The organism is Arcticibacter sp. MXS-1 (assembly GCF_041902385.1).
Lineage (GTDB): Bacteria > Bacteroidota > Bacteroidia > Sphingobacteriales > Sphingobacteriaceae > Arcticibacter.
The window spans coordinates 233341-252964 of record NZ_CP169244.1 but is presented as its reverse complement, the minus strand read 5'-3'; the positions used below and the strand labels follow the sequence as shown (position 1 = coordinate 252964).

Here is a 19624-nt window from a genome sequence, read left to right as displayed (position 1 = left end):
GATATGAAAAAAGCAGAAATCAAACTGACCGTCGAGCTCGACGATAATAATGTTCCTGAAAATATAACCTGGGAATCGTCAGACGCCGAGAATAAGGAACAGCTGCCGGTAAAGGCCATGATCCTGTCTCTCTGGGATCACAATTACAAGAACTCACTTCGCATTGACCTTTGGACCAAGGACATGCCTGTAGATGAGATGAAGCGCTTCTTCTACGAGACCCTGCAGACCATGGGCGACAGCTTCCTCAGGGCAACCGGCGAAACCAACATCGTGGAAGACCTGCGCGACTATTGCGCGCACTTCGCTGAAAAAATGGAGATCAAACAGGGACAGTAACGTCCCTCCTTTAATAAACAACCTGTCATGAATTCACGTAATTATCTTGGTTTAGTGGGTGCACTTCTTCTCGCAGCGGGAGGACTGAGTCCCATGGTACACCTGCCCATTATCGGAAACTGGAACTATTGGGATCTGCACCCCGGACTCGCAACTGTTGTCTATGTCCTTGCAGCGCTTGGTATCTTTGCAGCCATATCAGGGAAAGGCGGACTCCTGAAGTTTGTTGGCTGGACAGAGTTCTTTCTGATCCTGCTTACCCTTGCTGCCGTCTATTTCAAGGTCAATGATTCTTTTAGCTTTATTCCCCTTAAGAGCCTGGCACGTGCTGCCGCAGGACTGGTTCATTACCGCTGGATAGGGTGGGCCATGCTCTTGCTCGGTGCATTGATCATGATATTTTCCGCAAAAAAGCAAAAAGCTAGCTGATCATTCAGCTAGCTTTTTGCTTTTTGCTTTTGGCGGTTAGCTGTTGGCGATTGGATGCTTTCAGCCATCAGCAATTAGCCGTCAGCTTTCAGCCATCAGCAATCGGCAATCGGCTTTCGGCTTTCCGCTTTCCGCTTTCTGCTTTCTGCTTTCTGCTTTCTGCTTTCTGCCTTCAGCCTTTCGCCTTCCGCTTTCCGCCTTCCGCATTCAGCCTTCCGCTTTCTGCTTTCAGGCTTCCGCTTTCTGCTTTCCGCTTTCCGCCTTCTCTGGCACGGTTTTTACTTTATAATATATTAATTATTAAGAAACACACACTATTTATGATACAACGTCCATTACTACGCTCATTTTTGTTCGTAACAAAGAAAATTTCGACTGTTCTTGTTCTCGTACTTATTCTTATCGTGTTCAGTAACTGTAGCAAAAGAAAGTCAGGCGAGCAACCTGTGCTCGACAGCGCTTACGTAACTCAATATATGAATTCGAAGCCTGCTTTTGCCGACGACCTTTACTGGGCCATGCAATTTTACAAAGCACGGGATTACAAGCTGGGGTGGTTTAAGAATCACGAGCTGGTTCCTGAAAGTCAGAAGCTGCTTAATGTGGTAAGCAAGTCGGCAGAGGAGGGCCTTGAACTCTCCAATTACGGGGTGGTTGATATCAGCGCTCTCATAAAGGATCTGCAGGGAGTGAAGAGGGACCTTGATAAGCGTGACCAGCTTGAAAAAGAAATTGATATTGCCCTTTCGGCAACCTACTTCAACTGGGCATCGGATTATTACCGTGGCGTGCTTGAACCGAGGGAGACAAAGAAGGCCGACTGGGACGTTAAGCGCAACCGCATGAAGCTCGATCTTGCACTTCAGTCTGTCCTGGGTGAACGCGAGAGCAACTTGCCTTATAAGGACTTTCAGCCCATGCATCCCGAATATTCCAATCTGAAAAAGGCCCTGGCCAATTACCGGAGGATCAAGGCTGCCGGCGGCTGGCCAAAGATCCCCGCCGGTGCCTCTGTGGCGGTAGGGCAGCCTTCATCGGTTGTTCCCGCGCTCAGAAAGCGACTTGCTGCTTTGATCTCTCAGGATACGATCAAGAATGCAGGCGCTTCCAATGTCTTTGATCAGAACCTTTCTGCCGCACTGAAGAAGTTTCAGGAACAAAATGGTCTTCCTGCTACCGGAAAGCTGAACAGTGAGACCGTTCGCTTTATGAACATTCCCGTTGAAGACCGCATCAGGCAGGTCGTTATCAACATGGAGAGATGGCGCTGGATCCCTCAGAGCTTTGAACCCAACTACCTCATCGTCAATATTCCTGAATTCAGACTTCGCCTCTATGAAGGCGGCAAGGAAAAAATGAGCATGAAGGTGATCGTAGGAAAGGAACTGAACTCCACGCCTGTCTTCAGTGATCAGATGGAACACGTAGTCCTTGCTCCGTATTGGAACATTCCCCCGGGTATCCTTAAGGATGAAATAGCACCTAAAGTCGCTTCTAACCCCGGTTTCCTTGAGGCGATGGACATGGAAGTGATCGGCAAAGACGGCAATCCTGTTGACCCCACTTCGGTCGACTGGTCTGCTGCCGGAACCGGCAATTTTCCCTATACAGTGCGTCGCAGGCCCGGACCTAAGAACGACCTGGGTCAGGTGAAATTCATCTTCCCCAATTCCATGAATATTTACCTTCATGATACGCCATCTACCGAACTGTTTAACCAGTCGAAACGCGATTTTAGTCACGGTTGTGTTCGTGTTGAAAAGCCGATCGACCTTGCTGCCTATCTTTTACGCGATACCGGCTGGGACCGTTCAAAGATCATGGATCAGGTAAGCAAGCACGAAGAGAAGTACGTGCCGCTTAAAAAGAAGCTGCCGGTATATCTCGTCTATTTTACTGCCTCTGCTGATGCTTCCGGCCGCGTACGCTTCTATGATGATATTTACGGTCATGATAGCAAGCTGAAATTCATGTACTTCAGCAAGCTGTAGCAGGCGGCTGGTGCCCATACTTTTATCCTTGCTTTAGCGCAAACTCAAAGCTATATTTGGGTATTGTCAGAGACGCAAATACTTGTTTCTGAACTGTCTCTGAATCGTTTCTAAACTATTTCTGGGACGTTGTGCGAGCGGGTTGAGAGCGGACTGAGTCCGGGTTGAGTGCGGGTTTTTCCAGAAATAACCGCACTCAACCCGCACGGAAGGGAGAGTCAATGCTGACCCGCAGCGAATCAGTTACGAATGAGGAACAGCGGAGAATACTGCCGATGTCGGTGCAGTATGATACGCAGTCAGCTGCTTTTTCTCTTTCCCTGCGCAAGCGCTTTCTTTTTCCGCCTGATCTGCTGCACCGCTATTTTTTATACCTTTGATCCATGAATCCCGAAATCCTGCAGTTGCTCGTGTCAATGAAAATGCCTTTCGGCAAGTATAAGGGATACCTGTTGTGCAATCTGCCGGAGTCTTATCTGGTGTGGTTTCACCAGAAGGGCTTCCCGCAGGGCAAGCTGGGGATGCTGCTCCAAACGATGTACGAAATCAGGCTGAACGGTCTGGAGTACCTCCTGACGCCTCTTAAGACAGGAAAGATCCCTGAAAAGCTCATTCCGGATCTTCCCAGCCTGAAGGATCTGAAATAAGATATCACGTTTAGCAGATCACTTTGCAATGGAGGTAGCCAAACCGGCGTTACATTCTCCGAATCATAAAAAGGGCCAGTAAAAGCGACTGTCGCTGCAGTTGTGAACCCGAGGTTGCCCCGATGGAAAAGCAATCCCAGATTAAGCGGGACGATTGGGCCTGCGAGTGGTATGTGCCGGCTTTCCGGCAGGATGTGCGGTCACAGCCTTATTAGCACCCCTGCATAGGTAAGTCCGCCGCCGAAGCCTGCAATAATACCACGATCTCCTTTCTTGATCTGTCCGTTTTTTATTGCCCCGTTCAGGGCCAGGGGGATCGAGGCAGAAGATGTATTCCCGTGATAAGTGACGCTTTGCGGCATCCGGTCGACCGGATAACCCAGTTCAAGCGCAGCTGCTTCAATAATACGGAGATTGGCGCTGTGAAGAACGATGAAGTCGAGCTCCTGCAATTGTACCTGGTTGGCCTCGAGGACCTGCCTTACCGTATTTACTGCGGTTTGAATGGCCCATTTGAAGACTACCCGACCGTTCTGATGGCTTTTTGCATCGTTGACGATGTTCACCCCGTTAACGAAAGGCGACAGGGTAGAGCGGTATAAATGCTCACCGCCGCTGCCGTCTGTGCCGGTAGCATGCCGAAATATGTTGGTTTCGCTGGCCGCTTCAATGAGGGCAACGCCTGCGCCATCGCCGAAGAGGATGGCTGTTCTGCGGTCGGAGAAATCGAGGACTTTTGATAGGGTATCCCCGCCAAAGACTAAGACCTTGCGGTACGTTCCGGCTTCAATCATGCTCTTAGCCAGAATGATGCCGTAGACGAAGCCGGCGCAAGCTGAGGAAAGGTCAATGGTGCCCGGATTTTTAATGCCCAGACGATGCTGAAGCTGACTGGCTACGGAGGGTACTGTATGGTCGGCTGTAGTGGTGGATACAATGATGAAGTCGACATCGGCGAGGGACAGGCCCGGGTTTTCGGCAAGAAGCTGCTGTGCGGCCCTGAAACACAGGTCGCCCGTAAATTCATCTTCTTCAGCATAGCGCCTTTCCAGGATGCCTGTCCTGGTGCGGATCCACTCGTCGCTCGTATTAAGGATGCTTTCAAAGTACCCGTTGCTTATTCTCTTTTCAGGAGCATAGGCAGAGAGTGCTCTTAGCTTTGCTTTCATTAAACCCGGAGTGGCTGATGGTACAGCCACTGAAACCGGGCAAAGGTAAGCGTTTTACTTTGGATCTTCCGACTCGGCCGACTTGTCGGTCGGCTCAATATCGTTCTCCTTTTCCAGCTCCTGGCGCACGGCATCGCTCTTGGAGCGAAGTTCGGGTCGCCTCATCGGACTGTCTTCCGGATTCTCATCGCCCAGCAGCACGCCCCACTGTTTGAACATATCGGATCGGTCGAAGATGATCTTCATCACGGCAATGATCGGCAGTGACAGGAACATGCCCGATATGCCTGCAATGGCACCTCCTACCAGTACACCAATGATGGCAGTAAGGGCGTTGATGCGTACTTTGGAGCCGACTATTCTGGGCATGAGGATGTTATTGTCGAGGAACTGCACCACAGCAATGGTGCCCAATACGATGAGGACAGGGGTGAGCGATTGCGACGAACTTAGCGTGAGCAATACGCCAATGAGGTTTCCAATGAGCGCGCCTACATAGGGAATGAGGTTGAGGAACGCAAAAAGAACTCCGATTAGCAGCGCGTGCTTGATGCCGAAAAGCATCAGAATGCCGCCCAGCAGGATGGTCATATAAGTGACCTGGATCAACAGACCCAGCAGGTAGCTCTTTATAATGGACTCACTTTCTTTCAGGGCTTCCTCCACCTTGTTGTGATGATCCTCGGGGAACCACATGAAAATGAAGCGCAGCAAAAGGTTTTTATAAGTGAGCATCAGGAACACGTAAATGGGAAGCAAGCCCAGAAAGACGAAGGCCGATGAAAGGGATCCGGCAGCACCTCCCAGGATCGATGCTGAGTAGTTGAGCAGCTTGGCACTTTGCTCATTGATCAGCTTGATCTGCTCTGAAGTAGAGAAATGGCTGATATCATTGATCCAGCGACTTAAGGCATTCAGATGCAGCGCCACGTTCTTCTGTATCTGGGGGAAGTCGGCAATAAGGCGACCGATCTGAGATGAGAAGAACCAGGCGATCATAGCAACTGCTGCCAGCATGACCAGGATGGGCAGGAGGATAGCTAAGGCGTTGGGAAACCTTAGTTTGCGCAGGAAACGGTAGGGCGGAAGCAGCATAATGCTGATAAAGAATGCCATGATGATGGGCATAATAATTCCATTACCCAATACCAAAAGTGCGCCGACTAAGAAAAGGCCAAGGAGTTCGACAGATCGTCTGACCGTTACCGGAAGTTCTTTCATTTAAATTTTTTGCTTAAAAATATATAATTACCAGTCTGAACAGATCAACTTTGAAAAACAATAGTACCTGATTCCTCTCACACTTGGGAGAGACCGGTCGTTCTGAAAACCAGATATGCTAAGCAACAAAAAAGTGACCAATAAGTTGCGTTAAAACCCCTTATCTGAAATTTTACCTATGCTAATCGCCCGCGGCGATTTCTATCAACCTTTATGGGAGAGGGACAGCTGTGCCGCGTTTTGCTGCCGGGGGCCACGACCATTAATGCCACTAGGGGTTACAGGAACATTCGTTTGTGTGAGCGCCGGCCGGAGCTCTTATGACATAAGGAGTTCCGGAACAGCCATTCGATCATTCATGAATGTGAACCTCTACGTGAGCCCTGCTCCGTGGGAATTATTCCATTTTGCCTGGGCCGGTAATGCAGGCGTTAGCGGATAAGGAGGCTTGCTTCGCGTTTTCCAACTGGACGTGCACGGCCATTAATGACATAAGGAGCCCATTAATGCGAACGCCAGTCTGAGCCCTGAAGACGCAGGGAGGGCGAGAAAAGTCATTGGTTTTAACGCCAGTTTGAGCCGCCATTGGGGTGATGATTACAGCAACAACTAGTTGTTCGAACGCTCCCCTGGGCCTCTAGAGCAGTAACGATTCTTGGAACAACAAGTTGTGCGAGCGCTGGCCTGAGTCTTGCCGTGGGCGAGGTGTTTCTATTTGCTTCGGCCGGTAACGCAGACTTCAGCGCGATGAGGAAGCGTGCGCCGCGTTTTCCTGCTGGATGCGTACGACCATTAATGACATAAGGATTCCAAGAACAGCCATTAATGCGAACGCCCACCTCAGCCCAGCAGTGTGAGAGATGTAGCCAATGAGGGGTGGGACGATCAGAAAACCTACGTAGCCAACGGTTGAGATGGCCGCAATTGCGGGACCGGTACCCATTGCCTTGGATTTTCCGGCAATGCTGAACACCAGTGGAACGACGCAGGAAACGCCAAGACCGGTACACATAAAGCCGATTCCGGCAGTAACCGGGTAGGGCAGAACAGCTGAAAGGAGAAGTCCGGTAAAGATCATAACGCCGCTGGCCTTCAGCATCTTCATTACGCCGAATCGGCCGACAAGCTTATCTCCAATGAACCTTCCGGTCGCCATTGCAATCATATAAACGACATAGCCCAGGGTAACTACGTCTTTTGAGGCATGAACGGCCTTCTGGAAGTAGATGCCGCTCCAGTCGTACATCGTTCCCTCGCAGGCCATGGAGACGAAGGATATCAGGCCAAACTTAAGGAGGGAGCGGTCGGGCAGAATAAAGCTTTTTTCTCGTCTTTGTCAGATGGCGGCTGGGGAATCGTGTCTTTAACAGCCCAGAAGCCAACGCCAATCAGGGCAGCGCCTGCCAGAAAGAAATGAAAAGAGGGGTCAATGTCGGAGCTTACCATGAGAGAGCCTACGGCTGCCCCTGCAAAGCCTGCAATGCTCCAGACACCGTGGAAAGTGGTGATGATGGACCGCTCGTAAAGTGCCTGCACCCCTACTGACTGCGCATTCAGGGAGATATTCATCAGGTTTCGCGAGGACCCAAAGAAGAAGAGAGCTACCACCAGTTGCCAGGGTGCCGTGACAAATCCGATGAGGCTAAGCATCACGTTGAACAAAATGGCGCCTCCGAACATAATCGTTCTGCTGCTGAACCGCTGGAGCAGGAAGCCAGTGACGGGCAGCGTGAGCATGAGCCCGAGAGGCATCGCGAACAAGGCTGAGCCCAATCCTGCATCACTCAGGTTCAGCTTGTCCTGAATGGCTGGTATCCGGGATGCCCAAGTGGAAAAGCCAAACCCGGAAATGAAAAAGAATGCCGTAGTGGCAATGCGTGCGCGTTTCGGAGAAATCATAATGAGTGGACGTTAGCTCGCAGCGATTAGCGATTAGCGATTAGCTTTTAGCAATCAGCTATCGGCTTTCAGTTCTCAGCGATCAGCTTTAAGATTCTGTTTTTCGAGCTAACAGCGGCAAAATTATAAAAGAAATCAGCACCCGGCCATTATTATTGATAAATCCTACCCACTACCCACTGCCAACAGCGAAATACCAGTAGCTAGCCGCTAACCGCCAATACCCTACTACTGACAACACCCAATAGCCAAACGCTAACCGCCAACCTCCAATACCCAACTGCCATACCCGACTACACAACACTCAATAGCTAACCGCCAACAGCCAACTGCCAACAGCCAATACCCAACCGCCAATACCCAACAGCCAATACCCAACAGCCAACAGCCAATACCCAACCGCCAACATCCAACCCTGTCGGCAATTTCCTATATTCGCTTCATGAACAGTCCTTCGATCTCTCTTTATCGCAAAATGGCAGAAGCTTCGGATCTGGAGGTCAGGAGGCATGTGCGACTGATCAACAGGTTTTCCATGTTTCGCCTTCTGGCGCTTGCCGGGGAGGGTTTTTGCTCTGGCAGACTTTTGCCCTGCAAAAGATATGGCTGACGGAGCTTTGCTTTTTTCTTGTGATCGTTGTCTTTGCCTGGCTGGTCAGCAGGCAGAGCCGGTATGAACGTTCGAGAAGATTTTATGAATCACTCAAGGCTGTAAATGAAAACGAGATTGATAGTATTCTCAATCATGGAAATATTTACAGTGACGGCTCTGCTTATGCGCGCGATGAGCATCCTTATGCTGCTGATCTGGATATACTCGGCAATGCTTCTGTATACAAGCTGATCAACCGGTGTTCATCTTTGCCCGGCTGTGAGAAGCTGGCGCAATGGCTCCTGAGCAGGGCAGGCAACCCGGTAGTGAACCAAAGGCAGGAGGCTGTGAAGGAGCTGGCCTCTGATCCCTCCTGGAAGATGAAGTTTCAGGCTGTACTCCTCTTTGCCACTTCTGAAACCTCTACAGGGGAGATCAGCGGCCTTTTGAGGTATCTCCAGGAGGAGGCGCCGCGGCATAAGCCTGCTCTTGCAGGGTATATCAAAGCTCTTCCTTTCATATGGCTGGGTGCTGCGCTGGCGGCTGTGTTCTTTAAACCTGCACTGATAGTATTTATCGTGCTGGTACTGGTGAATGCTTTTTTGCTTTTGCAACACCAGGGGGAGGTGAACAAAACGGAGCGACTGATCGGCAGGGTAGGCAGCACGCTCTCTAAATATTCGCAGGCTATTGAATTGCTGGAGGCTGCTCATTGGAAGAGTGACGTGTGCCGCAGGCTGCAAAACGAGCTGATAGCAGGAGGAGAGGTCAAGCTCTCTAAGCAGATGAAGCGCCTGGCTGTCCTGCTTGGTCGCCTTGAATACAGGCTGAACATGTTTATCGGTCCATTGCTTAACCTGACTCTGGCCTGGGATCTCCGGCAGCTCCTTGCTATCGGACAGTGGAAAGCCGGGAACGGGCAGGTGGTGGCAGGAGCCTTCGATGTGCTTGCTGAAATGGAATGCCTGCTCAGCCTTGCTGGCGTACATATAAATTATCCCGACTGGTGCTTCCCTCGTCTGACAGAGGACGAGCATTACACGTTAAGAGCCGATGCACTGGGCCACCCCTTGCTGAGGGAAGAGCTCAGAGTGACGAACGACTTTAGCCTGGAAAACGAACATCGCATCGATATCATTACCGGCTCTAACATGGCTGGTAAGAGCACATTTCTGCGTACGCTGGGCGTGAACTGCGTGCTGGCCTATACCGGCGCTCCTGTATGTGCCTCTGCGATGGAGCTCACTAATATGAAGATCTTTACGTACATGCGGATCAAGGACTCTCTGAACGAAAGTATCTCGACTTTCAGGGCGGAGCTGAACAGACTGCAACTCTTGCTGCAGGAAGTTGAACAGGGAGAGAAGCTCTACTTCCTGATTGACGAGATGCTGCGCGGAACGAATTCGGCCGACAAATACAAGGGTTCAAAAGCCATCATTGAGAAGCTTATCTCACGCAATGCTGTCGGGATTGTAGCAACGCATGACCTTCAGATTTCGGAACTGGAAGAAAAGTATCCTGATTACGTCAGAAACTTTTATTTCGACATCCAGGTGGAGGGCCAGGAGATGCAGTTTGATTACAAACTCAAGCATGGGGCCTGTAAGACCTTCAATGCTTCTCTGCTGCTTCGTCAGCTGGGAGTGGAGATTGATGAAAGTGAGGAGTAGACCTGTTTTGCTGCCTGCACGACGAAAAACCCAACCTATGTAGAGATTGATGAAAGTGAGGAATAGAACTGTTTTGCTGCCTGCATGACGAAAAACCCATCTATGTAGAGATTGATGAAAGTGAGGAGTAGAACTGTCTTGCTGCCTGCATGACGAAAAACCCACCTATGTAGAGATTGATGAAAGTTAGGAATAGCTCAGAGGCGGTAACCCCTGAGGAATTCTTCTGTGCTCATCTTTTTCTTTCCTTCCAGCTGTAGTTCTTTTACGCTTATCAAGCCATCCTGGCAGGCAAAGAGCAGGTCGGTCTTTCCATTGCTGGTATATTGACCGGGCTGCAGTTCAGACGGTGTCGTTTGCACTTCAGCTTTGTAAATCTTCAGTGTTTTGCCGTTCAGCATGGTAAATGCTGCCGGGTAGGGACTCAAGCCCCTGATGTGGTTGTATACTTTCCTTGCAGGCTGGTTCCAGTTGATCTGACAGTCCTCCTTGAAAATTTTGGGAGCGTGCTTAGGCTCTGAGTTTAACAGTTTCGCCTGCGGTGTCTCCTGATATTCTCCTTTTTCAATTGCCTTGACCGTGCGTACGAGCAAGCCTGCACCTACGATCATGAGTTTGTCATGAAGCTCGCCTGCTGTTTCGTCGTCAGCAATGTCGACGGCTTCGGAGAAGAGAATGTCGCCTGTATCAATTTCGTGCTGTAAGAAGAATGTGGTTACTCCGCTTTGCTTCTCCCCGTTGATGACCGCCCAGTTGATTGGCGCCGCACCTCTGTAGTCGGGCAAAAGCGAGCCATGTAAGTTAATGGTACCCTTTGGAGGCATATTCCATACCACTTCGGGAAGCATGCGGAAGGCAACCACCACCTGCAGGTCGGCATTGAACTGTCTTAGTTCTTCCAAAAAAGCCGGATCTTTCAATCTGGCAGGCTGCAACACAGGCAGCTGATGTTCTGCGGCGTATTTTTTTACCGCAGATTCGTTGATCTTCTGCCCCCTGCCGGCAGGTTTATCGGGAGCGGTGACAACCGCCACAATATTGAAGCCCTCTTTGACCAGCGCATCCAGGGATGCAACAGCAAAGTCGGGGGTTCCCATAAAAACTATTCTCATCTGTATTCTTTTTCCGTGTCCCGAACGCTTTATATTCTCCTGCCTGTCCGTCTCCTATTCGTAAAGCAGGTACTTTTTCCGCATCGATTTATATTCAGACAAAGCAGGTTCCCAGCTTTTGCGGATCTCTTCTTCTGTCTTGCCTTCTATGATCTGCTTGCGGAGACTGGCTGTTCCGGCGAGCTTGTCAAAATTACCGATCTGCTTGCTTTGTTTAAAATCAAAGAGTTTTTCTTTCTCCGGATAAGCGTTGTATAGTTCGATCAGCCATTGCAGGTTCAGCTTTCCTGTTTTGCGGAAAAGGTCGGTGTCATAAGAGCGCAGGTCGAGACCATAACAAGGCAGGTTCATGTGGAGGGGAGTTTCGCTCATCCCTTTTATGCTTTTGGGTGTGAACATGAAGCTATATTTGCCCACCAGCTGTGGGCTGCCCAGGACCTGGAAGGGGAAATGGGTACCTCGTCCCTGACTGATGATGGTGCCTTCGAAGAGGCACAGCGATGGATAAAGAAGAATAGACTGCTGCGTATTTAAGTTAGGCGAGGGCTTTACTGGCAGGTTGTATGGCGTCTCATGGCTGTAGTTGAGCATTTCGATCACCTTCAGCTTGCACTTTACATTATTTTTTAGCCAGCCTTCGCCATTGATCATCCCTGCGTATTCAGCGATGGTCATCCCATGGACAATGGGGATAGGATGCATCCCGATAAAGGATTGGAATTGCTTCTCGAGTACAGGACCGTCTACATAAAAGCCATTGGGGTTGGGCCGGTCGAGGATCAGAAGCTCTACGTCGTTTTCAGCACATGCCTCCATTACATAATGGAGGGTTGAAATGTAGGTATAAAAACGTGCGCCTACATCCTGGATGTCAAAGATCAGGAGGTCTATCCCTTTCAGATCTTCGGGTGTTGGCTTGTTATGGCCGCCGTAGAGAGAGATAACCGGGATGCCTGTCTCGGCGTCTACATCGCTCTGCACCTTTACGCCGGCGCTTGCCTGGCCACGGAAGCCATGTTCGGGGCCAAAGATCTTAACAATGTTGATCTTCCGCTTACGAAGACTGTCGATGGTGTGAGTACTGCCGATGACCGACGTTTGGTTGACCACCATGCCCACCTTTTTTCCTTTCAGATAGGGGAAATATTTTTCTGTCTGCTGCGCTCCGGTCATGATAGGCTTTGTGTCGCTTTCCTTGTCCGCAGGGTTCTGCGCAAAGGCCGTTACTTGTATTAAGATTAGCAGAAGCAGTACGAAGAATGTCTTTGCCTGAGGGTGGAAAGCATGCCTGAGAGTAGGCAGTATGTTCTGGTTCCGGGTTGAGATACGTGTGTCCATCGATTATAATTAAAGAATCCGCTTAGAAAACAAAAGGCAGAATTTGCATATTTGCTAAAGTACAAAAAAACATTCATGAGCTGCGCTCACAATGGGATGAATGGTGGTTGATGCTCTTTGTGCCCTTTAGGACTTAGCGAAGCAAACCTCATTGAGGCCTTCAAGAACCAGTTAATCATCTCAATAAAACAAATACACGTTCACATAAAATACAAAGCTTGGATCTTTCAGCCTTTATAGCAAAGAGAATAACACTAAAATCAAAGCGAACGTTTTCGAAATTGAGTGTCCGGATTGCAATCATTGGCATCATGCTGAGTCTGGCGGTGATGATCCTCTCTATTGCCGTTATGCGGGGCTTTAAATCAGAGATCCGCGAAAAAATAAGAGGCTTTTCCGGAGATATCCTGGTAATGAAGTACGATCTGAACGGATCGTATGAGAACTCCCCATTTGCGGTAGGAGCCGATACAATGAAGATGATCGGGCGCTTGCCAGGTGTCGATTATTACCATCCCTATGCCCTGAAGCCCGGCATCATCAACGCGAACGACGAGATTGAGGGGGTAGTACTGAAGGGAGTTGACAAGAGCTTTCACTGGGATTATTTCCGCAGGATCATGACGGCGGGAAAGGTGATCGATTACAGCGATAGTATTAAGGCGAGGAGTCAGATCATCATTTCGAAGTACCTGGCAGACCGCCTTCATCTGAAGGTAGGTGATGATTTTCTGATGTATTTTGTGCAGGAGCCTCTGCGGAAGAGGAAGTTTGTGATTTCGGGTATTTACGACCTGGGCGTTGAGGAAGTAGATAAGACGTATATTATTGGTGATCTCTCGCTGGTCAGGCGCTTGAATAACTGGAAGGATAACGAGGTGGGAGGATACGAGATCCGTGTAAAGGACTTCGATCAGCTGGATGATATTGCCAGCAACGTGTATTATAAGCTTCCTGTGAAACTGAAATCATGGTCGGTTAAGGAATACTACCCAACCATCTTTCAGTGGCTCTCTTTGCTTGATGTGAACGCCCAGGTGATCCTGGTGCTGATGCTGTCAGTGGCAGTCATCAATATGGTGTCGGCTTTGCTCATCATCATTCTGGAACGCACGAACATGATCGGTATACTGAAGGCGCTTGGTTCCTCCAACTGGCGTATTCAGAAGATCTTTCTGATAAATGCTGCTTACCTTATCGGGCTGGGCATGGTTCTGGGCAATGTGCTGGGACTAGGGCTTGGGTTGCTTCAGGCTAATACGCATTTTTTTAAACTTGATCAGGCCTCCTACTATATGTCCTTTGTGCCTGTGGAGCTGAATGCCCTGGATGTGATCCTTTTAAACGCAGGAACGCTGATCGTATGCCTGCTGATCCTGATCATCCCCTCTACCATGGTTGCCCGCATTGCTCCTGTGAAAGCCATATCCTTTAAGTAAAAGATAAAAAAGTCTCAGCTGGGGCCTGCTTTTGAGCAGTAGCGTTTGTCTTGCTGTCTTTTAACTCCTGCTTACAGGCCTGTATTGAAATTGAACTTCAGATTGAGCCCGGCTGAACCGAAGCGGATATTCTGACTGCCAAGTCCGCCAAGCGGATATTTTACAAATGGCTCGACCGATAACTTGTTCTGTTTGCCAACTGGATATCCGAAGCCAACTGAAAAGTTGAACATTCGGGCAAAGTCGAAGCTGCTGTTCCTGCTGGTCGACTCCCTGGCGTCGCGCGATTCTCCATCAAGGGTGTATGAGATGTCGGAGTACTTGTAGGTGTACGACTCGTCAATGAAAAAGTTGGAGCTCAGTCCGGCCAGCACATATAGATCTCTTTTGTTTTCAACAAGCATGTACTTCAGGTTGACGGGAATATCAAGCCCGAGGAGAGTGGCATTATATCCGTCCATTGAGAAGCTGGAAGAGGAAGTTCTGGCCATGAAGCTGTTGGTTATATTTTTGTCACTAGCAGCAGGTGCTTCGCTAGGTGCTGCCATCATGGCTGCCGACATTTGCGGCGCGGGGACATGGTCGAACTTGAGGGTGTTCTGTGCGAGGGTAAGACCCGTGGATAGCTTTAGCTTTTTGCTCAGTGCCAGCTCTGATAGCAGGCCAACTCCAGGATTCATGCCTGCCTTGCTGCCTTCTGAATAGTTGATGAAGCTTCCGGCGAACACGCCCACACTGACCTTGCCGGTTCTTCTTGCCGGTGTTTTAGTGACGGTTAGTTCTTTGATTGAGGCGAGCTTTTCAGCAGTCGTTTTCTCTTCAATGGGAGCTGCTTCCTTCGGTATCCATGCAGGCGTTTGCTCTGATACGGCAGCCGCATAGAGGGCAGTAGCAGCAGACGTTGAGTCGACACTGCTTACTGCTGCTGCCAGGAGGGGTGCAGAGACGATTCTGGTATTGTCTCCTCCTGTTTCTGCCAGTGAGGGCTGCTGAGCAGACCCGAGGCTTTCTGTTTTTCTGGAAGTTGCAGGGGCTTGATGGCTAAGGGCGGTTAACTGTGCTCCGGGTTGATTAAGAGAAGCAGGTTCAGGTTGTGATGCTCTTGCTTTGCTTTGTGTAGTGGCCTGCATCCCGTGGGTACTGGTGACGGGGCTCTTTGTTTTTGCTAATTTCTCGTTTGAAACAGGCCGCTGAGAGAACCATAGCCCTGCACCAGCCAAAAGAAGTATGGCGGCCGCAGAACTGATCCAATAGATGAGAGGTCTGCGACTTTTCTTTTCAGGAAAGCTCTTCCTCAGCTCAGCCCAACCTTGGTCAGCAGAACTATCCTCATATGTATCGAATACGTGTTGTATTCGCTCAGCTAGCTGTTTGTCAAACTGATCGTACATAGTTGTCCTCCTGTTGATTCCAGTATTTTCTTAACTTCTCCTTGGCTCTGCTCAGATAGACCCTCGACGAACTTACCGGGATGTTGAGTATTGTTCCGATCTCGTCGTGGCTGTATCCGTCAATTTCATGTAGATTGAAAACCATTCTCTGCACGTCGGGCAGCCCTTCCATTAGTTGCAGGATATCTTTCACTGTGAGATTTTCCACGGCCTCTGCTGTTCGCCCAACATAAACTGCTTCGTCAATGTCAACCTGATTTGCATATTTCAAATTCTTCCTTCTGTGGTCAATAGCTGTGTTGATGATGATCCTACGCATCCAGGCTTTGAAGGGCTGTGTGTCATTAAAGAACTGAATGGACTTAAAAACTTTTATGAAGGAGTCATTTACCACCTCCAGTACATCGTCGCGATTCGAAAGATATCTTAAGCCTACACCCATAGCGTATCCATAGAAATGCTTGTAAAGCTTTTCCTGAAACTTTAAGTCACCCGATTTGCATCGTTGAATAATTTCCTGTTCAGAAACGCCAGATTTTTTCTGCATTGAATCGATTCGTCCGCCTGTTTTACTCTTAGTCCTGTTTTCGGTTCCTGCTTAAAAATAGCTATCTTTTTGATTTTTAAGTAATAAAAACAATCCGTGCAGAACATCAACCTGTCATTGTACAAGTTATATACGCTTTTACGGGCTCTTACGCTACAGAGCAGCAGTATTTTTCTTGAAAGTGTATTTGTTTTTCAAGCCAGGAAGAAAACTCAATCGACTTTGATTCCTATCTGAGAGCTGGGCTCAGGAGTATTTTTTGTGAAAGTGTATCTGTTTTATTGAGATGATTAATTGCTTTTTGAAGGCCTCGATGAGATCGCTTCGCTAGCTTTAAAGGCCGGGACGAACCTTCAATTCCTTTTATCTCCCGTTCGGGAGCATCGCTCAGGAGTGTTTTTTGTGAACGTGTATTTGTTTTATTGAGATGATTAATTGCTTTTTGAAGGTCTCAGTGAGATCGCTTCGCTAAGCTTTAGTGCCCAGGAAGAACATTCAATCGACTTTGATCCCTATCCGAGAGCTGGGCTCATGAGTGTTTTTTGTGAACGTGTATTTGTTTAATTGAGATGATTAATTGCTTTTTGAAGGCCTCAATGAGATCGCTTCGCTAAGCTTTAATGGCGAGGAAGAACATTCAATCGACTTTGATCCCCATCTGAGAGCTTGGCTCATGAGTATTTTTTGTGAAAGTGTATCTGTTTTATTGAGATGATTAATTGCTTTTCAGGAGGCTTCATTGAGATCGCCTCACTAAGTTTCAGACATGCGGGAGCCCTTCAGCAAAATTTGTCGCCCTTTGTGATGACTGGTCTTAAAGATTATTGGTGTACTAACTTTACTTGAATTTTTGCAAGTTAGTCTCACCTAATAAATCTAACTGCCCTGATGAACTTTGAGAAGGCAAATCCAGCTAAATACCCGGCTGCAGACTTTGGACGCTGCGCTTGCAGTTTGGGCAATTATTGAAATCGCAAAGCTCGGCTATTTTTTGGCGTCTTGCTTCAGGAGAATACCTAGGCTCGTTTACGAATCCTATGAAAAGGTAATTCTTTTTGGAGGACCAGGGAGCCGGGCTACCTGCTACCTATATAACACGCGAAGTTTGTAAGCCCAGGCAATACTTTTGATATCAGATATGAATAGCTGTCATAAAAAAGAGGCTGTCTCAAAAGTGAGCTCAGCCTCTTTTTTATTGTTAAAACTTCAATTGAAATCTACCGCGAATATTTGCACCTATAACACTCTTTCATTTCGGAGATTTTCTCATTTGCTGGTCAAAATCCTTTTGTGACTGCTCCCTTGGGAGGACATCAGCAATTACTCTTTACTTCTTTTCGGATTCCTTAGCCTCATTCCAGAATGCGTCCATTTCTCCGAGCGTCATGTCCTTCAGTTTCTTTCCTGTTTCAGCTGCACGCTTTTCCAGATATTGAAAGCGGCGGATAAATTTCTTGTTTGTCTTTTCCAGTGCATTCTCGGGGTTGATGTCAATGAAGCGGGCATAGTTGATCAGCGAGAATAGCAGGTCGCCGAATTCGTTTTCTGCCTTTTCTGTATCGATGGGAGTATCTGTCTCAGTATTGAACTCGTCGCGGAATTCCTTCATTTCTTCCTCCACCTTCTCCCATACCTGGTGCCTGTTTTCCCAGTCAAAGCCTACTCCGCGCACCTTTTCCTGAATGCGTGACGCTTTTACCAATGAGGGCAGGGAGACCGGTACCCCTGCAAGAACGGATTTGTTCCCTTCTTTGAGCTTGATCTCTTCCCAGTTCCGTTTCACAGCTTCTTCGTCTTCCGCTTTTACCTCGCCGTAGATGTGAGGGTGGCGAATGATCAGCTTTTCGCACAGACTATTGAGGACGTCAGTGATATCGAACAGCCCCGATTCGGAAGCGATCTTCGCATAGAAGGCCAGGTGAAGCATGATGTCGCCTATTTCCTTCTTGATCTCCTGCATGTCGCCCTCGAGGATCGCATCGGAAAGCTCATAGGTCTCCTCTATGGTCAGATGCCTGAGGCTCTCCATTGTTTGCTTTTTATCCCATGGGCATTGTTCCCTCAGGGTGTTCAAAACGGTCAGCATCCGTTCAAATGCTGCTGCCGGATTATCTGCGGCAGCAGGAGGTATGTTGTTTGCCATTTCTTTAACGTTTTGTGTTCGGGGGGTGGCAGTTAGCAGTTAGCAGTTGGCTGTTGGCCGTTGGCTGTTGGCCGTTGGCAGTTGGCAGTTAGCAGTTAGCAGTTAGCTGTTGGCCGTTGACTGTTGACAGTTAGTGGCTGTTGGTAATTTGCTGTGGGGTGTTCGCCATCGGTAATTGCAGCGGGTAGTTCGTATTCGTAATCACTAGCCTATGCACACGCCCTGCAACTTATAGTTGCTCCTCAAACCCAACTCAATATTCACAACCAACTACTTATCAATTAGAACTTACTACTTACAACTTACTACTCGCTACTCGCTACCTGCAACTTATCACTTACTACTTACTAGTCACATATTACTAACTACTTATTACTCCCTGCCTATAACTTACTACTTACAACTTAAAACTTACAACCTACCACTCAAAACTTACTACTCAAAACTTACAGTTCTTTTTGATTACAGAAGGTACAGCCTGACGATTGACAAGGAGGGATGTGGTTTTGTACTTTACGTAGTTCTTGGTTACATACAGATATCCCTTGTAGTCGTTGGTTGAACCCCATGAATTCTTAACAATATAGTACTCTTTTCCGTTTTGATCTTTTGAAAGACCAACGATATGCATGCCGTGGTCATCAGTGGTGTTATAGTTATCGAGTGCGGCCTGGCGGACCTCAGGAGTGATTTCTAACTCTGGCTTAGGTCCGTTGAACATATCGGCTTTTTGCTGATCGGTCATGTCATCATAACTAACAGTAGGGACGTATGCCACGCCGTTTTTCCAGCTAAAGCTTTTTTCGCTTACGTCAGTTGCCCAGGCAACAGTGAAGCCGTTCTTTAGTGCATTGTCAATAATGTCAGTAAGCTCTTGTGGCCTGACGTTGTATACCTGGTCGAATGACCAGTTGTCGGGTACAAGAAGTGTGAACTTGCTGTAGTAAGGATGATCGGTGTAGGAAGAGAATTCCACATAGTCGTCAGGGTTAATACCTACAACCTCTTTCGCAAACGTCTGGGGAGTGTACGTTTTTCCATTATATGCGAAGCTTTCAGGCACCTTGCCCAGGTATGCATCAATTGCAGCTGTGTAGGCAGTAAGCCAGTTTGGAGTGAGCTGTCCGTTTGGATTTTTTATCACCGCCTGAAGCATGCCTTGAGTGACAGCCGACATCTCGGCAAATTTGTTCTTTGCAGTGCCGTAGTTGAGTCCTGAATATACGCTTTGAGGAAGAGCGCCGTACTTACGATACATGTTAATCACGTCATGACCTGACCCTCCGTCGCCAAGGCTTACTGCGCCTTGCATTCTGACATAGTTCTTTGCTTTTTCAATATAAGCGCACCGGGCGGTATAGATCTGAGAGAGCTCAACAGGCTGTTTTCCCTTTTTGATCATCTCGGATTCGAGGAAGGAATTGGTAGAGTAACTCCAGCAGGTACCTGACGATCCCTGGTTTTTTACCGATGTTCTTTCCAGATTAATAAGGTCTGTAAATTTAAATCCCTCTTTGCTGTTCTCACTTGCATTATTTTTTAGTGAGTTTACCAGGTTGTCCTGTGAAAAGGATACTTGAGCAGCCAGAATAAAGGCTGACGAAAGAAAAAAGTTCTGAACTTCATTACTATTTGTATGGGTTGTTGTTTTTAACATACTATTTGCAGGCCATGAGGCGATTTTGCTTTAAGAT

16 protein-coding genes are annotated in these 19624 nt (G+C 48.3%); 6 read left to right on the top strand and 10 right to left on the bottom strand.

Annotated features, from left to right (window positions below; translation table 11 throughout):
• Positions 1 to 3: 3 nt before the first annotated feature.
• The 4 genes from gldC (at position 4) to ACES2C_RS00920 (ending at position 3406) form a co-directional block, all read left to right on the top strand.
• Complete coding sequence (gldC, locus tag ACES2C_RS00935) at positions 4 to 339, top strand: gliding motility protein GldC (protein WP_374165154.1); 336 nt, start codon at positions 4 to 6, stop codon at positions 337 to 339.
• 27 nt (positions 340 to 366) lie between these two features.
• On the top strand, positions 367 to 768 hold the full coding sequence (locus ACES2C_RS00930) for a hypothetical protein (RefSeq protein ID WP_374165153.1): 402 nt from the start codon (positions 367 to 369) through the stop codon (positions 766 to 768).
• A gap of 476 nt (positions 769 to 1244) precedes the next feature.
• Positions 1245 to 2759 carry a murein L,D-transpeptidase gene (locus ACES2C_RS00925; RefSeq protein WP_374165152.1) on the top strand — a complete coding sequence of 505 codons (1515 nt, stop codon included), beginning with the start codon at positions 1245 to 1247 and terminating at the stop codon, positions 2757 to 2759.
• 383 nt (positions 2760 to 3142) lie between these two features.
• Positions 3143 to 3406: a DUF3820 family protein gene (locus ACES2C_RS00920; RefSeq protein WP_374165151.1), complete on the top strand. Its 264-nt coding sequence runs from the start codon at positions 3143 to 3145 to the stop codon at positions 3404 to 3406.
• Between the two features lie 200 nt (positions 3407 to 3606).
• On the opposite strand, the gene ACES2C_RS00915 is transcribed toward ACES2C_RS00920, so the two are convergent.
• From ACES2C_RS00915 to ACES2C_RS00900, 4 genes are all read right to left on the bottom strand, one after another.
• Entirely contained in the window at positions 3607 to 4605 is a 999-nt protein-coding gene (locus ACES2C_RS00915) for a beta-ketoacyl-ACP synthase III (RefSeq protein WP_374165150.1), read from the bottom strand.
• A gap of 24 nt (positions 4606 to 4629) precedes the next feature.
• Positions 4630 to 5796 (bottom strand): AI-2E family transporter, encoded by a 1167-nt coding sequence (locus ACES2C_RS00910; RefSeq protein WP_374165149.1) that lies wholly within the window; start codon positions 5794 to 5796, stop codon positions 4630 to 4632.
• Positions 5797 to 6535: 739 nt separating this feature from the next.
• Positions 6536 to 7060 (bottom strand): MFS transporter, encoded by a 525-nt coding sequence (locus tag ACES2C_RS00905; RefSeq protein WP_374165148.1) that lies wholly within the window; start codon positions 7058 to 7060, stop codon positions 6536 to 6538.
• A 14-nt stretch (positions 7061 to 7074) separates the two neighbouring features.
• Positions 7075 to 7695, bottom strand: a complete 621-nt coding sequence (locus ACES2C_RS00900; RefSeq protein WP_374165147.1) for an MFS transporter — start codon at positions 7693 to 7695, stop codon at positions 7075 to 7077.
• Positions 7696 to 8325: 630 nt separating this feature from the next.
• Here ACES2C_RS00900 and ACES2C_RS00895 point away from each other — a divergent pair.
• Positions 8326 to 9960, top strand: a complete 1635-nt coding sequence (locus tag ACES2C_RS00895; RefSeq protein ID WP_374165146.1) for a DNA mismatch repair protein MutS — start codon at positions 8326 to 8328, stop codon at positions 9958 to 9960.
• 197 nt (positions 9961 to 10157) lie between these two features.
• Here the strand turns inward: ACES2C_RS00895 and fmt are convergent, their stop codons facing one another.
• Together fmt and ACES2C_RS00885 are read right to left on the bottom strand one after the other, a co-directional pair.
• Entirely contained in the window at positions 10158 to 11072 is a 915-nt protein-coding gene (fmt, locus tag ACES2C_RS00890) for a methionyl-tRNA formyltransferase (protein ID WP_374165145.1), read from the bottom strand.
• 54 nt (positions 11073 to 11126) lie between these two features.
• A complete protein-coding gene (locus tag ACES2C_RS00885) occupies positions 11127 to 12410 on the bottom strand; it encodes an exo-beta-N-acetylmuramidase NamZ domain-containing protein (RefSeq protein ID WP_374165144.1) in 1284 nt (427 codons plus the stop codon).
• Positions 12411 to 12628: 218 nt separating this feature from the next.
• Here ACES2C_RS00885 and ACES2C_RS00880 point away from each other — a divergent pair, with 218 nt between their 5' ends.
• Complete coding sequence (locus ACES2C_RS00880) at positions 12629 to 13849, top strand: ABC transporter permease (RefSeq protein WP_374165143.1); 1221 nt, start codon at positions 12629 to 12631, stop codon at positions 13847 to 13849.
• A gap of 71 nt (positions 13850 to 13920) precedes the next feature.
• Here the strand turns inward: ACES2C_RS00880 and ACES2C_RS00875 are convergent, their stop codons facing one another.
• The 4 genes from ACES2C_RS00875 to ACES2C_RS00860 all read right to left on the bottom strand — a co-directional run bounded on the left by ACES2C_RS00875 (position 13921) and on the right by ACES2C_RS00860 (position 19587).
• Entirely contained in the window at positions 13921 to 15240 is a 1320-nt protein-coding gene (locus tag ACES2C_RS00875; RefSeq protein ID WP_374165142.1) for a hypothetical protein, read from the bottom strand.
• Positions 15224 to 15787, bottom strand: a complete 564-nt coding sequence (locus ACES2C_RS00870) for an RNA polymerase sigma factor (protein ID WP_374165141.1) — start codon at positions 15785 to 15787, stop codon at positions 15224 to 15226. Before ACES2C_RS00870 ends, ACES2C_RS00875 begins: the two co-directional genes overlap by 17 nt.
• A 1327-nt stretch (positions 15788 to 17114) precedes the next feature.
• Positions 17115 to 17930, bottom strand: coding sequence for a nucleoside triphosphate pyrophosphohydrolase (gene mazG, locus ACES2C_RS00865; protein ID WP_374165140.1), 816 nt, complete (start codon positions 17928 to 17930; stop codon positions 17115 to 17117).
• Between the two features lie 439 nt (positions 17931 to 18369).
• Entirely contained in the window at positions 18370 to 19587 is a 1218-nt protein-coding gene (locus ACES2C_RS00860) for an aminopeptidase C (RefSeq protein ID WP_374165139.1), read from the bottom strand.
• Between the last annotated feature and the right edge of the window lie 37 nt (positions 19588 to 19624).